This is a genomic window from Bradyrhizobium sp. Leo114 (genome assembly GCF_055229415.2).
Genome location: NZ_JBUYEN020000012.1, coordinates 164,753 through 180,189, shown reverse-complemented (window position 1 = coordinate 180,189; position 15,437 = coordinate 164,753). Strand labels below are relative to the sequence as shown.

Genomic DNA, 15,437 nt, shown 5'->3' with positions numbered 1-15,437 from the left:
GGAGACCCCGAATGTCCAAGCTTGACATGCTGACGCCTCAGAACTGCGCTGTGGCGCTGATTGATTATCAGCCGGCAATGTACCAGGGCGTTCAGTCCCACGACCGGCTGGTGCCCTTCAACAACGTGCAGGTGGTGGCGAAAGCCGCAAAGCTGTTCGGCCTTCCCACCATTATCTCGACGGTGGCCGCAAACACGTTTTCCGGCCCGTTCATGCCGGAGATCACCGAACTGTTCCCGGGCAACGAGGTCATCGATCGCACCTCGATGAACGCCTGGATCGATCCGAACTTCCGCAAGGCCGTGCAAGAGACCGGCCGGAAGAAATTCGTGGTGGCGGGACTGTGGACAGAGGCCTGCGTGATGTTCGCCGCTCTCGAAATGCTGAAGGAAGGTTTCGAGGTTTACGTGCCTGCCGACGCCTGCGGCGACCTCTCGCTGGAAGCGCATGATCGTTCGATGGATCGCCTGGTGCAGGCGGGTGCCGTTCCCATCACGTCGCTGCAGTATGTCTTCGAGCTCCAGCAGGATTGGGCGCGAACGGAGACCTATGAGGGGGTCATGAACATCCTCCGGGCTCACTCGCCTTACGGCATTCAGGTCCGTTTCTCTAAGTGGGCGCTCGGCGAACACGCGTCCGAGGCTGGCACCAAGGCAGCCTAGCAAACTGGCAGGAGGGCCCGTCATGAAGGTCTACCTATTGTCTCTGGGAGCGGGTCTCCTCGTCGGAGTGGTCTACTATCTCCTGAATGTGCGCTCGCCGGCGCCACCGTTGGTGGCGCTGGTCGGGCTATTGGGAATACTGGTCGGCGAGCAGGTTATCCCGGTAGCAAAACTTCTCCTGCAGGGCTCGAGCTTCTCCGCCGCATGGCATCTCTCGAGTTGCGATTCGCACATCTTCGGCATGCTCCCCGGCAGCCGTACGGATGCACCTGGTGTTGGCCTTAAGACTCCGGAGAAGCAAACATGAGCAACCAGGGTCCTGACCTGATCCTGCATCACGGCCTGTTCACTACGCTCGATCGTTCCAATCCGGCGGCCAGCGCAGTTGCGATCGAAAATGGACAGTTCACGGCCGTAGGACACGATAGCGACGTGATGAAGCTCGCAGGTCCGTCCACCAGGGTCATCGACCTGAAAGGGCGCCGCGTGCTGCCGGGGCTCATCGATAATCATCTCCATTTGATCCGTGGAGGACTCAACTACAACATGGAGCTGCGGTGGGACGGCGTCTGGTCGCTCGCCGATGCCATGGCGATGCTGAAGAAGCAGGTCGCGATCACGCCGCCGCCGCAATGGGTGCGCGTCGTCGGCGGCTTCACCGAGCACCAGTTTGCGGAACGGCGGCTGCCGACCATCGATGAACTCAACGCGATCGCTCCGGACACGCCGGTTTTCATTCTCCACCTGTACGACCGCGCCATCCTCAATGCCGCCGCGCTGCGTGCGGTCGGCTATGCCAAGGACACGCCGGAACCGCCCGGCGGCGAGATCGTACGCGATGCGAAGGGCAATCCAACCGGACTGCTGCTCGCGAAGCCGAACGCGAATATTCTCTATGCGACCTTGGCCAAGGGACCCAAGCTGCCGTTCGACTACCAGGTCAATTCAACCCGGCATTTCATGCGCGAGCTCAATCGGCTCGGCGTCATCGGCGCGATCGATGCCGGCGGCGGCTTTCAGAATTACCCTGAGGATTACGCGGTTATCCAGAAGCTGTCGGATGAGGGGCAGCTGACCATCCGCCTTGCTTACAACCTGTTCACCCAGAAGCCCAAGGCGGAGAAAGAGGACTTCCTGAACTGGACAAGGACGTCGAAGTACAAGCAAGGCACCGACTACCTCAGGCACAATGGTGCCGGCGAGATGCTGGTGTTCTCGGCGGCTGACTTCGAGGATTTCCGCGTACCGCGCCCGGACATGCCGCCGGAAATGGAGAGCGAGCTCGAGGACGTCGTCCGCATTCTCGTCCAGAACAAATGGCCGTGGCGGCTGCACGCGACGTACGACGAGACCATCTCGCGGGCGCTCGACGTGTTCGAGAAGGTCAACCAGGATAGCCCGCTCGAAGGCCTGCACTGGTTCTTTGACCATGCCGAGACCATTTCCGATCAATCGATCGACCGCATCGCGGCGCTCGGCGGCGGCATCGCTGTGCAGCACCGCATGGCCTATCAGGGCGAGTATTTCGTGGAGCGCTACGGCTTCGGCGCCGCCGAAGCGACGCCGCCGGTGAAGAAGATTCTCGACAAAGGTGTGAAGGTCTCGGCTGGCACCGACGCAACCAGGGTTGCCTCTTATAACCCGTGGGTCGCGCTGGGTTGGCTCGTCACCGGCATGACGGTAGGTGGGCTCCGTCTCTATCCGCAACGCAATTGCCTCGATCGCGAGACCGCGCTTCGCATGTGGACGGAGAACGTCACTTGGTTCTCCAATGAAGAGGGCAAGAAAGGCCGTATCGAGGTCGGACAGCTCGCTGACCTGATCGTGCCGGACCGGGACTTCTTCTCCTGTGGCGCAAACGAGATCGCCGATATCACGAGCGAGCTGACGATGGTCGGCGGGCGCATCGTCTACGGCGCAGGAGACTTTAAGGCGCTCGACGACACCGCGCCTCCGCCGGCGATGCCCGATTGGTCGCCGGTGCGCCAATTCGGCGGATATGGCAATTGGGTGGAGACCGACGGCAAGGCGCGCGCCATCAGGTCTCACGCGGCGCAAATGTGCGGCTGCGCGAGCGCTTGCGCCGTGCACGGCCATGATCACGCGCGGGCGTGGTCAGGCAGGCTGCCGGTGTCCGATTTCAAGAGTTTTTGGGGCGCGCTCGGTTGCGCCTGCTGGGCCGTCTGAGATGCAGCCAGAGATCGACACTCCCCGCTGGGTCGCAGCGGTCCTATGCTCGCGGTGGCTGCTGCCGCTATCAAGGGTCGCCCTGGTCTCGGCCTTCCTGATTGGTGGAATCCAGAAGCTCATCGACTTTCCCGCGGCCGTGGCAGAGCAGGCTCATTTCGGTCTGCAGCCCGACTGGCTGTGGGCCGCAACGGCCATCGTGGTCGAAATCTTTGGCTCCGCCCTGGTGATCTCCGGCCGATGGGTATGGCTGGGGGCAGGGGGACTCGGTGTACTGACCGCAGTCGCCATGCTCACCGCCAACGATTTTTGGGCGAAGATCGGCCACGATCGCTTCATGGCAGTAAACGCCTTTTTCGAGCACTTGGGCCTGATCGCGGGCCTGGTGCTCGTCTCCATACTGTCCCTGCGCAAGCAGAGCGCGTGATCGCAACGAGGCTTCCATGTCCGGCAACCGTCATCTGATCAACATCCTGCTTTCCCTTTCGCTGCTCACGAGCGGGTCCGCAGCAATCGCAAAGGACTCCGTCCGGGAGCCGGCTCCGCAGGTCGGTGTCGGTCCCCAATACGATACGACGCATGTCTATGTGGCGCCCGAGGACGTCGACAAGTTCGTTGCCAGTTTTCTCGCCACTTTCGGCGGCCAGAGCACCAAACAGGTCGTCGCCACTGTGACGCCGACGCCGAGCAGCACGACATCACAGCTCTTGCAAACACCGGTCGGCACCGTGTCCCTGTTCGGGTTCAAGACGCCGATCCCTTATCCGTTCGGGGCGGAGCGGACCGGCTATCTGGTCACCGATATCGACGAGGCGGTCAACTCCGCCAAGGTTGCCGGAGCTGACGTGCTGGTCGCGACGTTTCCGGATCCGATCGGGCGTGACGTGGTGATCCAATGGCCAGGTGGAGTCAACATGCAGCTCTACTGGCACACGACCAAGCCGTCCTATGCGGCGTTCGAGACGATTCCCGAGAATCGTGTTTACGTCTCTCCCGAGCGGGCGGATGCCTTCATGCGCAGCTTCCTCCGCTTCTCGCACGGGAAGGTCGCCTCCGACGATGCGCATGCCGCCGGCGTCGAGATCGGTCGAGCCAAGGAAACCTACAGGCGCATCCGCATCGAGTCAGTGTTCGGGAAGATCACCGTATTCGTCACCGACGGCCATCTGCCTTATCCCTACGGCCGCGAGCTAACCGGCTACGAGGTCAGTGACTTGCAGGGCACGTTGACGAAGGCAAAGGCCTCCGGCGCTGTCGTGCTCGTGGAGCCCTACACGTCTGGCGGCCGGTCCGCGGCCATGGTACAGTTTCCAGGCGGATATATCGCGGAGATTCACGCGACGGCATCTGAAAAGTAGTGGGAGTCCAGGTAGGAGACGCGATTGGGGGTCGGTTCGTCACCATCTCTCCCGCGGAGGCGCTGGCGGTATGCGGCGGTCGCTTTTTGCTTGACTGCGGCGCCGCATGCGACCTGGGCTGACGATCAGTCCTCCAAGCAAACCTCCACGCCGCAGCGGCCTGCCATCATGTTTAATCGGTTTCAGGAGGACTGGTCCGTACTCGCGGATTCGCGGGTGCCGCGTGAGCCCTTCGACGAGTTCAAATACATTCCGCTGTCCAGCGTCGATCCATACACATATGTCTCATTCGGCGCGAACACCCGCGAGCGGTTCGAGTCCAATAACGCTGCGAACTTCGGAACCGGTCCGAACCGCAGCCAGAACTACGTCATCAGCCGAAACGAATTCCATGCCGATCTCCGCGTAGACAATCAAATACAGGCGTTCGTGCAATTTCAGGCCGACTATGCACCATGGAAGACCATGTTGACGCCGGTTGATCGGGACCGGCTCGATCTCGAGCAGGGTTGGGTCGCTCTGACGGAGCCTTTGGGCGGCGGAACGCTGAAGCTGCGAGGCGGTCGCCAGCAATTTGCCTTCGATCTCCAGCGCTTCGTATCCGTTCGCGACGGTCCCAACGTCCGACAATCTTACGACGCCGCCTGGGCGGACTACGAGAAAGGACCCTGGCGATTTATCACCTTTTACAGCCTACCGGTCCAGGTTCGGGACATTACAATATTCGATGATTACAGCAGCGTCAGCGCGCAGACCTTTGGGATGGCGCGGGCAGAGTATAAGTTTTCCGAGTCCTTGTTCATCGCCGGCTACTATGCCAATTTCACACAGACGAACGTGCAGTTTCCAAATGCGTCCGGCGACGAGCGGAGAGACATTTTCGATGTCCATCTGAACGGCAACGCCAATCATTTCGATTTTGACCTCGAAGTGATGAACCAAACCGGACGCATCGGCATCGAGCCGATCGAGGCCTGGGCTGTCGGCTCACTCGCTGGCTACACCTTCGCCGACTTGAAGTGGAGCCCAAGGGTGGGCATCCAATTCGACGCGGCGTCCGGTGACGGCAACACCAAAGGAACCTTTGGGACATTCAATCCGCTGTTTCCCAATGGTTATTACTTTACGCTTGCGGGTTACACCGGGTACGCCAACCTCATTCACATCAAGCCATCCCTGACGCTGAGTCTCACTTCGTCGGTGAAGGTCATGCTCGCGGCAGCGGCCCTGTGGCGCCAGAACACGGCCGATGCGATCTACACCCAGCCCGATATTGCGGTCCCAAACACTGCCGGCCGGCCGGGCGCATACACCGGAAGCTATGCCCAGCTTCGGCTCGATTGGACGATCGACCGCACAACTTCCTTCGCAATCGAGGCGGTGCACTTTGCGATCGGAGATGCGTTGCGGAACGCTGGCGGCCATGACTCGAATTACGTTGGCGTGGAGATCAAAAGCGGGTGGTAGGGAGAGCCGTTGTCGAACGCGTCCCCACCCCCATGCAGTGGCAAAGTAGATCGTTTCAATGAAGACTGAGGAAATCGTTCTCGGGCTGGGACTGAGATCCACGCGCCGATCGGACGAGATTGCCTGAATGATGAGGAACAATGGCTGATACGGAGAACCGCTCGCTTCTCCCGCTGGTTTTGAGCCTGACCGCAGGCTACGTCGACACGGCAGGTTTTCTTGCGCTGCAGGGCCTATTCACCGCGCACGTCACAGGCAATTTCGTCACGCTCGGTGCATCTCTTGCGCTCGGCACCTCGGGTGCCCTGGCAAAACTCCTGGCGCTGCCGGTCTTCTGTGTCGTCGTGACCGGGATGCGCTTGCTCGCAACATTGCTTTCCGGCCACTACCGTCAGGTGTTCGAAACCCTTCTTGGCCTGAAAGTCCTCATGCTGGCCGTCGGTGCGGCGCTTGCGATCCGATATGGCCCCTTCCATGACGGCGATAGCTGGCAGGCAGTGCTGACCGGGATGGTGCTTGTCGCTGCCATGGCGATCCAGAACGCCGCCCATCGCATCTATCTGGGAAGCGCGCCACCCTCGACGCTGATGACGGGAACGACGACGCAGATCATGATCGACGTTGCGGATATGATCTATTCAAAAGCCGCCCCGGACGGCCAGATCAAAGCGCGGATGAAGAATATGTCCTGGAATGTGTTCGTCTTCGCCGTGGGATGCGGTGCCGCGGCGCTCCTGTATGTCGGTTACGGCGTCTGGTCTTTCGTGGTGCCGCCGATTCTGGGCGGACTTTCGCTGCTTATTCGACTGGTGGATCCGGCGAAGAAGTAAAGTTAGCGGTCGGAAGATGCAGGTCGATGTCGATAACGTTGGCCGTTCCGAAATTCTCGGAGGGCGAAAATTGGCGGCCATTGTCGCTATGACTGCGGTCATCGCAGCATGGGCTGCCATCGTGACCGCTGTCATCGCCTTGCCTGCCGTCGCCTGATCCGCCGAGCTCGATGGAGCGGAGACCAAGCATGCCCCGCCATTCAACCCTACGACCCTGCGCTATGACGAAGACTATTCCTATTTGCGGGATCCGGCGAAGCGGACAGGGGCCTGGTGGGAGCCGTTCAAATACATTCCGCTCGATCTCAATGGTGGTGCCTATCTCACCCTTGGCCTGGAGCTTCGCTTCAGGGAGGAGGCCTATGGCAATTTCAATTGGGGCCAACTGCCGGTCAACGAGTATCAATGGTACCGGATGCTGCCCTATGCGGATCTGCATCTCGGCTCCAACCTGCGTCTTTTCGGCCAGCTGATCGGTACCTGGGTTACGGACAAGGACACGGTTGGTGGCATCGACCAGACCGGATTCGAGCCGCTTCAGGCCTTCGCGGATTTGAAGCTACCACTGGCCGAAGGCGCGGATCTCACCTTGCGAGGAGGGCGGCAACTGCTGTCGTATGGCACGGAGCGGCTCATCAGCTTGCGGTACGGTCCGAATGTGCTTCGTTCCTTTGACGCAGCATTGGCCTCGGTCCAGACAGCTCCGTGGCGCGTCGACGCTTTCTATGCGCAGCCGGTTCGAAATTTGGTCGGGAGCTTCAATGACCGTTTCGATCACGACCGATCCGTCTGGTCGATCTATGCCACGCGCCAATTGCCTGACATCAGCGCCAAGTCGGGGTTCGATCTTTATTACATCGGATACCGGAACGCCGCCGCAGAGTACAATCAAGGTCGCGGAGAGGAAGTGCGGCATACCATCGGCAGCCGCCTCTTCGGTGCCGCGCAGGGTTGGGACTGGAATTTTGAAGGCATGGCCCAGTTCGGGCACTTCGCTCACGGGAATATCCGCGCCTGGTCGGTTGCCTCCGATACTGGCTATACATTTGCCGACGTGACCTTCAGCCCGCGGCTTGGCCTGCGGGCCAACATCATCAGCGGCGACCAAAATCCGAATGAGGCCGATCTTCAGACGTTCAACCCGCTATTTCCGAAAGGAAAGTATTTCGGCGAGATCGGCCTGATTGGACCATACAACCTGATCAATGCCCATCCGACGCTCACCCTTCAACTGGACCAGCATTGGACTCTGGATCTGGCGACGGTGTTCTATTGGCGCGAAAGTCTTGGCGACGGCGTTTACGGTGCCGGCGGCGATTTGGTGCGCCCGTCGGGCAACAGCCGTGCCCGCTACATCGGAACGCAAGCCGACGTGATACTCGGCTGGCAGCCGGTTCCCTGGTTCAGCGCGGCGTTCTCTTATTCCGCATTCGTGCCGGGGCCGTTCATCCAGGAGACGGGTTGGGGCGAGACGGCTCACTTCGTGGGTCTTGAGGCGATGCTGAAGTTCTAATCGCGGAAAATGGGGTGGCAGCGACGAAATGGGTGACTTTGGGCTCATCCACTGCGCTGAAGTCACGGATCGTATCCTGGAGAATTCGATCGGCGTTTGTCACCCGATGGTGCTGTCGCAAATGCTCAAGCCACGAAACAACAAAGAACGTTTCCAGGAATCGCCCTTCTTCGGCGGCATCTTCGAAGATATCCCAGGCATATGCACCGTCACGCCGCCGCTGTTGGCCCAGGGCCTGGATCGCGGACAGGAAATCGTCACGTCTTTGGGAGGCTATGCGATATTCAACCGTTACCAGCACCGGACCTCGATCGGGATGCAAATCGGCCGTCAGAACCGGCGCCGGCCAGTGCATCGACGGCGCGAGATCCATGCCGGTGCCGACTTGAAGCTTCCAGCTCCAGCTCAGTCCGATGGCGACGAGAGCGCCGGCTGCCGCAATGAAATGCGCTGCAGGCAGGCTGATCGTCGACGCAAGCTGCCCCCAGAGTGCACTGCCGGCGGTCATGGCGCCGAAGAACACGGTGACGAAGATGGACAATCCGCGGCCACGTACCCAATCCGGTAGCGAGACCTGAACCGAGACATTGAGGGTTGCGAGAACGCTGATCCACGAAATGCCGGCGAGCAGGCAAGCCGCTAGGCCGAGCGCGGCATGATATGCGATGCCGAGGAGGACCAGGCTAATCGCCGTGCTAAGCGTGCCGAGCGCAACGAGCCGGTCCGGTCCAAGAGCGCTCTTCATCCAGGGTAGCGCGAAGGCGCCGGCGACGGCACCAACTCCAATCGCACCCAGCAATATGCCGTAGAGCGCGGGACCTCCGGCGATCTGATTGCGGGCGACCAGCGGCAGCAGCGCCCAGTATGCGCTTGCAAAAAAGAAGAACGCGACGGCCCTAACGAGCGTTGCGCGCAAATGCGGATTGTACCGGGCATGCCGAAAACCGATCACCAGCGCACCGGCCAGACGCTCTGGCGGGATCCCGGTCGCTGAAGACGAGGGACGCCACCAGAACAGGGCGGCTATCACGGCAAAATTGCTCAACGCGTTGATCCAGAACGGCGCCGCGATGCCCAAGCCGCCAATGATCACGCCACCCAGGGCCGGTCCGATTGCCCTGCTGATGTTCACACCGACGCCGTTGCTGGCTATCGCTGCAGCCAAGTCCTGCTTGGGGACGAGCTGAGGCACGACCGATTGCCACGCCGGTGCAGTGAATGCTGCGCCGGCACCAAGAAGGAAGGTGAACAGCAACAGGATGGTCGGATTGACGAAGTTGAGCCCCACCAGAACCGCACTCATCGCCGCCACGACGGTGATGACGATCTCCGCGATGATTAGAAAGCGGCGCTTGTCGACGATATCCGCCAGTGCCCCGGCAGGCAGTGCGAACAGGAACATGGGAAGGCTGGTCGCGACCTGAACCAGCGAGACAGCGAGTGGATCGGCATCCAGGCTTGTCATGAGCCAGCCGGACGCCGCATTGTACATCCACGTGCCGACATTCGCGACGACGGTTGCGATCCAGACAACCGTGAAGGCCGTGTGTCGAAAAGCAATCCAGGGGGAGGCTCGCCGCTCCGGGGCCGCTTTGCTCCGATTCTCGTCAGGAAGGGCCATGCTTTTCACTCGGCCAACCGAGTTGCCTCTGTGCCAAGTATACGTTGTTTGCGGACCGCCTCATCTATTTTTCGATAAAGGGAACGATGATGCTGACGGCCTGCTGGGGTTGCTCTTCCATGATCCAATGACCGGAATTGGTGATGACCGCGCCCTGGACATTGCTCGCGACGTAGGCGAGTTCCGACTGCATGGATGCGCCGAAGGAGTGATCACCGCCGATCGCGAGCACAGGCATCGGCAACTTGCCGGTCTTTGCCAATAGCTCTTTGTTGTCCTCACCATCTTGGAGAAAGGCCGCGAACTGTCCGCTGAAGGCGTCGTGAATAGCGTTCGGGCGGGCATAGAGTGCCGCATAGTGATCTCGGGTCTGGTCGTCGATCGCCGCGGGATTGGCCGACAGATCATTGTAGAAGCGATCAAGCAGGATGCGCTCACGGCCGGCGACCAGCCGTTCGGTGTCAGGACCGCGGAAATTGAAGTGCCAGAGCTTGGGATTGGTCAGCTGCGCGTACCAGGTGCCAAGCCCGGGAAGCGGAGCGTCCATGGCAACCCATTTGGTGACGCGGTCGGGAAACTGGGCTGCCAATGCGTAGCCAACCATATTGCCGATGTCATGGGTGATCAGCGCGACTTTTTGAATCTTCAACTGGTCGAGAATGGCCGCGATATCCCGTGCTTGCGCGGCCTTTTCGTATCCACTCTCCGGGTGTGACGAAAGACCCATGCCGCGTAGATCGGGAACGATCACCATGTGGTTCTTCACCAGAACTTCGGCCAGCGGCTCCCACATGTCTCCGGTATCTCCGAAGCCATGCAGCAGCAGCACGGCCGGGCCCTGACCCCCGACGCGAACATATTGCGTGCCATCCGAGACCGGCATCTCCTGCGCGTGAAAACTATTTGGAAAAGGCCGGGTTTCGGCGGCCGCCCGACTCGCAAAGAGCGGCACGGTCAGCATCGCCGCGGAGAGAACAAGAGCGAACGAAATCTGACGGAAAGAACAGGGCATGCTATGGCTCTTTGAAAGGACGCAGGCTGATGCTGGCATTTGCATCTCGTGGTGCCGTTCTTTAATCGTTCGAGCTCTGATGAACCAGCGCACGCAAAATCGCACCCGATCGACCGGCATCGATCGCGGATCTCAACTGCCATCTCTGATAGTCTGGACATTTTCGAATGTCCGCGGAAGTGAATCTATTTCAGCCGCCCGATGCGCACGCTGCAATCCGCTGCTTCGGCGACGGTGAATGTGCAACGAGCTTCTGCCACCTGAGGTCCAGGCAGTGCAGGATTGGCTTGGATCGTTCGCAACGATAAAGTGCGACTTAGCGGGAACGGCGGTTCTTAGCGAAAGTGCTGCGCTTCCGCTGAAGCAGCGTGACAAGGCGAGCCGCCATCTCACATGCCATACTCGTGTCGATCTGATTTCCTGTTGATTTGCAATCAGAGATTCCCTCGGCAATATAAGACCTGAGGCGGCGCTGGTGTCACTGCTTCGCAAACTGGGATCGTAACCAATCACGAGCATTAGTGAGGCCGTGGGAATTGCCCGGGGAAAGGTACCATGTGCGATTTCGTTCACGGAGGAGACGGACGGACGTCTGGTTAAAGAGGAAACACTGGAGCAGGCGACTGAAACCGTGAACGACGAGACATTTCGAAGGTTGCTGCGGTAGGAACCGTCGCTACATTGCCGAAATCGGGCAACGTTCGCGCCGGTTTGACTTGTAGGGGTGTGGCACGCGTCATGTCTACCGTTTTCGCTCCTTGGACAGTTTCATGACAAACCGCACCCTCGGAAGTCGAGCTATGAGTAGGATAGCGCAATGCTGCTGTGGTTTGTTGCGTGCCGAGGTGATCGGCGAGCCCGCGTCTGTGGCCGCGTGTCATTGCGTCGCATGTCAGCGCCGAACGGGCTCGGCCTTTGGAGTTGCCACCTATTTCTCCAAAGAACAGGTGCACACCAAAGGGCCGAACAAGGTCTACGACCGCAGCAGCGACTCGGGGCGAAAGGTCGAACTCCATTTCTGCCCCGATTGCGGTTCCACCGGTTTTGGTACGCGCAGTTTGACCCAGGACTTATCGGCATTCCCTTTGGGGCGTTCGCTGATCCCTCCATGCCTTGGCCGACGTTATCTGCGTGGGAGACGACAGGGCATCCCTGGGTAACTTTCAATCACGAGCTCGATCACCTTCAACGTCAAGACGAACTTGAAGGCATGGTGAAAGTGAGCAGCTGAGTGTCCGGCCGCGTGTCCGAAACCCAGGCGGCGATTGGTTATCCGCACACTTTCCACACACCCCGACCGAAGTCCGTCAGTAAGTGAAAAGGCGAGATCCGAAACCTGACAGTGCATGTCAGCCTTCACTTTAAAAGCTCGATTTGGTCGCGGGAGCACGGCTCGCCGTCGCAGTTCTGTTAGCGCATATGAGCACTGGAGCGCGGCGTATTCTCAAAGCTGGAAACCGAGTGAGCTTCCTGCCCAGACTACAGCGAAGTTCGAACTGGTGATCAACATGAATGTGAATCGGCGTGGGGTCCGGGCGCCAATCGGTGCTGCAAGTGCTTGATTGACCTCGAATTAGTGGGGTCAATCTTGGACGCCGGATCACACTCAAGGCGACACCGACGCGTTAAGGACGGTGGAGGCTTCGGTCAGACCGTTGCCAGCGCCGTGAGAGAGAGACGATCGAGTTCAGCAGATTGCTTTCCGCTTCCTGGGGCGGTTTCTCTAGTCTCGGAGGGGATCAAATCCGACGTCCCGACCGCCCAGACTCCCTCAATGCGACGCCTGCAGAAAATACCGACGGTCCTGCAAGCATTCGATCATGGGCGGCGCCTATCCGGGGGCTGGAATTACAGCGGCATTTTGAACGGATGGCCGCTGGACTGTGATTGCTGGCCGCAGCAAGCAAATTGCCGTTGACCATCGCCCGGATCGGCTGCTTCAATTCGCAAAAAGAGAGGCGGCGGCAGTCCCGACCGCCGACATAAACAGCCGATCGGGAGGGAAGTCATGCCGCTGCGTATGAACCGTCGTTCCGTGCTGAAAGTGATCGGCGGGTCGATCGCCGCACCAATGCTCGCGCCTCGCGCGGGCAGCGCGCACGAGGCGTGGCCTGCCCGCCAGGTGCGTTACATCAACGGCTTTCCGGCTGGCGGCGCCACTGACACGCTTTCGCGCATTTTCTGCCAAAAGATGAGCGACATCTCCGGTCAGTCGTTCGTGGTCGAGAACAAGGGCGGGGCGGGCGGCTCGCTCGGTGCGGACGCAGTCGCCAAATCAGCGCCGGACGGATACACCGTCGGCCTCGGCGGCATCGCAAGCAATGTGCTGGCGCTCGGCACTTACGCAAAACTTCCCTATCACCCCGTCAATGATTTCACCTTCATCGGCGGCATGTGGCAATTGCCGAACATCCTCTGCGCCCGAAAAGACCTGTTCTCGTCGGACATCCGGGAATTGCTGGCCGCCTTCAAGAAGGAGCCACGCAAATACACCTACGCCTCAGCCGGCTTTGGCACGACGCTGCATCTCTCCGGCGAGATGATGAATAGTATGGCCGGGGTCGAGGTGGTTCATATTCCGTACAAGGGCGCCGGTCCTGCCTTGACAGATCTCTTGGGCGGCCGCGTCGACATGCTGTTCGACAACCTGCCGGGCTCGCTGCCGAGCGTACGGGCCGGACAGATCAAGGCGGTTGCGGTTACCGCGACAAAGCGCATTTCCGAACTGCCGGGCGTACCCGCGATGGCTGAGGTGCTGCCGGGATATGCGATGACCTCCTGGACAACGATGATCGGTCCCGCGAACATGAAGCCGGACCTAGCGTCGCAAATCAACGCGCTGATTCTGAAGGCGCTCGCCGATCCCGCAGTGAAGCAAAGATATGCCGATCTCGGCGCTTCGGTCTGGCCGATCTCGCCCGAGGAAGCCACGGCATTCCGCAATGCCGAGGAAACACGGCTGCTGCCGGTCATGAAGGCGGCCGGCATCAAGCCGGAGTGAAGCCCTTTCGCTGGCCGAGAGCTGATCGGTCGCCGGGATCACGACAGCTAATGATCAACGGTGGTTGATTCCGCCGACGTAGCCAGATGATCGAGCATCTTTCAGCGTTACCTTCTGCGTGCCCAATCGAGTTAGGTGCGTCTCAGCTCCGTTGTGTGGAAAGGCTCAAGCGAATCAATGTCATCGACAGGCTGCGTCTTCTGGTTCCACTTGAAATAACGCAGCGTTATGTTGTCGGGTGTGAAGTCAGCTATCAGGAAACCATTCTCTTCGATCGGTGCAACGGTCTCTTCCATGTCCAGGTGCTGCGGTGGCCTCGGGCCGACGCCACGGAATTCCGAGGCCCAGCCGCCGTTACTGGTGCCCAACGGGCCAGGGAGAACGGCGACGACGGGATTATTCGAAAAATTTAGATGACCGCTCCGTAACATTCGACCCTCGCCGATCGCATGAAGGTCGCCGCTGATGACAAGCGGAATGCGCCCAGGCATCTCTGAAAGCGATTGCATCAGCCGGTCATGTTGCGAGAGCCAACCTCGTTGCCAATAAGGCTTGGGTCTCTCCTCCGACAACTTGCCATCGGACCCTAACAGATCAGGATACCATTCACCCCACTTACCTGCGCTCCAGCCTGGCGGGTTGGAAGGGACGTTCACTAAATGAATGACGTCCTTCGCCGCGGCGCGAGCCTTTAGCCAAGTTTCCACATCGGGAGCCACAAATACCGCGGTCGGTCCAGCGAGCGTAACAGTGCGCCTTACGTCATAGAGAAGGATCTCAGCGAGGCGTCCATAACGCAATGTACCGAAACTTTCCGAGAGCCCGGAGGGGCGAAAGGATGGCTGGTCAGGATTATCGGACCCTGGAAGTCCGGGTGACCGGTTCGGATCGGGCAGGAACTCAGGATACCAAAGCCGTTGGGTCGCCCGCGCCGATTGCAACATGAAATTGTCAGGCGGAAAAGTGACAGCGTCATCCGTCGCCTCGTCATTGTCGAAATGGTCGTGGTCATCTTGTAAAAAAAAGACGGGCGTCGAACGACAGAGCGTGCCGTACAGCGGAGTTATCTGCTCACCCGCAGCGCGAAGCAATGCACTCTCGTTAGCGCCACCTAAGATGGGCGCATTCCTGTCAAAGCGCGCGTATTCAAGCGCCGCCTTCGAGGCACCCAATTTCGGTGCAGCTCTTGGCGCAAGAAGATCCCAATAGACGTGATCTCCATTCGCAATCAGCGCATCAGGCGCAAAGGAAAGCCCTCGTCGCAGCAGCCTCTGACGAACGGCTGCGGGCAGGAAGCCAAAACCAGTATGATTCGCGCTGAAAAGGTCGTGCCCACCTGCGCATGAATAAATCAGAAGGCGGAGCTTACTCGGCAAGTCGTCCGGCGCAGGCATCGTAGATAGTTTCCAAGATTGACTGAGGCTGCGGCCGTCAGAAGACCTCAAGGATAGTTCATAAGAGGTCCCAGGCTTGAGGTCGCCGGCGTGAAACTGCCAGAAATAACCTCGCGTGTCGGATCGAAGGCCCGAAATTCGTTGGTCGCCAACATGGAGAGTCGGAGCGGCGCCGAGCGGGTTTTTGAATGACGCCTTTATTAGAATGCGATCATGGCTGCTGGTAGGGAGGAGATGCGATAGCTCGCCATCATCCCAAGTCTGCGAAGTTTGCGTTGCGGTGGTCGGTGAATTTTGGGCAAACACAGAGTTTACCTTGCCCAAAGGAATTAAGCCCAGTGCTGCCGAAGCTCCGGCACCGAGAAGTCCACGCCGTGTGGTCGCCATTGGCA

Annotated in this window: 14 protein-coding genes; 10 read left to right on the top strand and 4 right to left on the bottom strand. The window is 59.7% G+C overall.

Annotated elements, in window-relative coordinates:
- The first annotated feature begins 11 nt into the window (after positions 1-11).
- The 7 genes from ACZIRK_RS17215 (at position 12) to ACZIRK_RS17185 (ending at position 6,504) form a co-directional block, all read left to right on the top strand.
- Entirely contained in the window at positions 12-662 is a 651-nt protein-coding gene (locus tag ACZIRK_RS17215; protein ID WP_130225167.1) for a hydrolase, read from the top strand.
- Positions 663-684: 22 nt separating this feature from the next.
- Positions 685-969: a XapX domain-containing protein gene (locus ACZIRK_RS17210; protein WP_130225168.1), complete on the top strand. Its 285-nt coding sequence runs from the start codon at positions 685-687 to the stop codon at positions 967-969.
- Entirely contained in the window at positions 966-2,849 is a 1,884-nt protein-coding gene (locus ACZIRK_RS17205) for an amidohydrolase (protein WP_130225169.1), read from the top strand. The genes ACZIRK_RS17210 and ACZIRK_RS17205 overlap by 4 nt, the downstream gene beginning before the upstream one ends.
- A gap of 1 nt (position 2,850) precedes the next feature.
- Complete coding sequence (locus ACZIRK_RS17200) at positions 2,851-3,276, top strand: DoxX family protein (protein WP_130225170.1); 426 nt, start codon at positions 2,851-2,853, stop codon at positions 3,274-3,276.
- Positions 3,277-3,292: 16 nt separating this feature from the next.
- Positions 3,293-4,207 (top strand): glyoxalase, encoded by a 915-nt coding sequence (locus tag ACZIRK_RS17195; RefSeq protein WP_130225171.1) that lies wholly within the window; start codon positions 3,293-3,295, stop codon positions 4,205-4,207.
- A gap of 216 nt (positions 4,208-4,423) precedes the next feature.
- Complete coding sequence (locus ACZIRK_RS17190) at positions 4,424-5,674, top strand: alginate export family protein (protein ID WP_207230994.1); 1,251 nt, start codon at positions 4,424-4,426, stop codon at positions 5,672-5,674.
- Between the two features lie 140 nt (positions 5,675-5,814).
- Positions 5,815-6,504 carry a YoaK family protein gene (locus ACZIRK_RS17185; RefSeq protein ID WP_130225173.1) on the top strand — a complete coding sequence of 230 codons (690 nt, stop codon included), beginning with the start codon at positions 5,815-5,817 and terminating at the stop codon, positions 6,502-6,504.
- On the opposite strand, the gene ACZIRK_RS17180 is transcribed toward ACZIRK_RS17185, so the two are convergent.
- Entirely contained in the window at positions 6,473-6,943 is a 471-nt protein-coding gene (locus ACZIRK_RS17180; RefSeq protein WP_245474648.1) for a hypothetical protein, read from the bottom strand. The two genes, ACZIRK_RS17185 and ACZIRK_RS17180, sit on opposite strands and share 32 nt — an antisense overlap.
- Between ACZIRK_RS17180 and ACZIRK_RS17175 the strand changes: the two genes are divergently transcribed.
- Entirely contained in the window at positions 6,839-8,017 is a 1,179-nt protein-coding gene (locus tag ACZIRK_RS17175) for an alginate export family protein (RefSeq protein WP_245474645.1), read from the top strand. The two genes, ACZIRK_RS17180 and ACZIRK_RS17175, sit on opposite strands and share 105 nt — an antisense overlap.
- Here the strand turns inward: ACZIRK_RS17175 and ACZIRK_RS17170 are convergent.
- Both ACZIRK_RS17170 and ACZIRK_RS17165 read right to left on the bottom strand, forming a co-directional pair.
- The gene (locus tag ACZIRK_RS17170) at positions 7,950-9,638 is read right to left on the bottom strand and encodes an MFS transporter (protein WP_130225175.1); all 1,689 of its coding nucleotides are present in this window, start codon (positions 9,636-9,638) and stop codon (positions 7,950-7,952) included. The genes ACZIRK_RS17175 and ACZIRK_RS17170 overlap by 68 nt on opposite strands.
- Before the next feature lie 64 nt (positions 9,639-9,702).
- The gene (locus tag ACZIRK_RS17165; RefSeq protein ID WP_130225191.1) at positions 9,703-10,650 is read right to left on the bottom strand and encodes an alpha/beta fold hydrolase; all 948 of its coding nucleotides are present in this window, start codon (positions 10,648-10,650) and stop codon (positions 9,703-9,705) included.
- A gap of 770 nt (positions 10,651-11,420) precedes the next feature.
- On the opposite strand from ACZIRK_RS17165, the gene ACZIRK_RS17160 reads away from it, so the two are divergent.
- Complete coding sequence (locus tag ACZIRK_RS17160) at positions 11,421-11,810, top strand: GFA family protein (protein WP_463327782.1); 390 nt, start codon at positions 11,421-11,423, stop codon at positions 11,808-11,810.
- Between the two features lie 848 nt (positions 11,811-12,658).
- Entirely contained in the window at positions 12,659-13,651 is a 993-nt protein-coding gene (locus ACZIRK_RS17155) for a Bug family tripartite tricarboxylate transporter substrate binding protein (RefSeq protein ID WP_130225176.1), read from the top strand.
- A 131-nt stretch (positions 13,652-13,782) separates the two neighbouring features.
- Here ACZIRK_RS17155 and ACZIRK_RS17150 read toward each other — a convergent pair whose 3' ends face one another.
- Positions 13,783-15,432 (bottom strand): metallophosphoesterase family protein, encoded by a 1,650-nt coding sequence (locus ACZIRK_RS17150; protein ID WP_463327781.1) that lies wholly within the window; start codon positions 15,430-15,432, stop codon positions 13,783-13,785.
- Positions 15,433-15,437 lie beyond the last annotated feature (5 nt).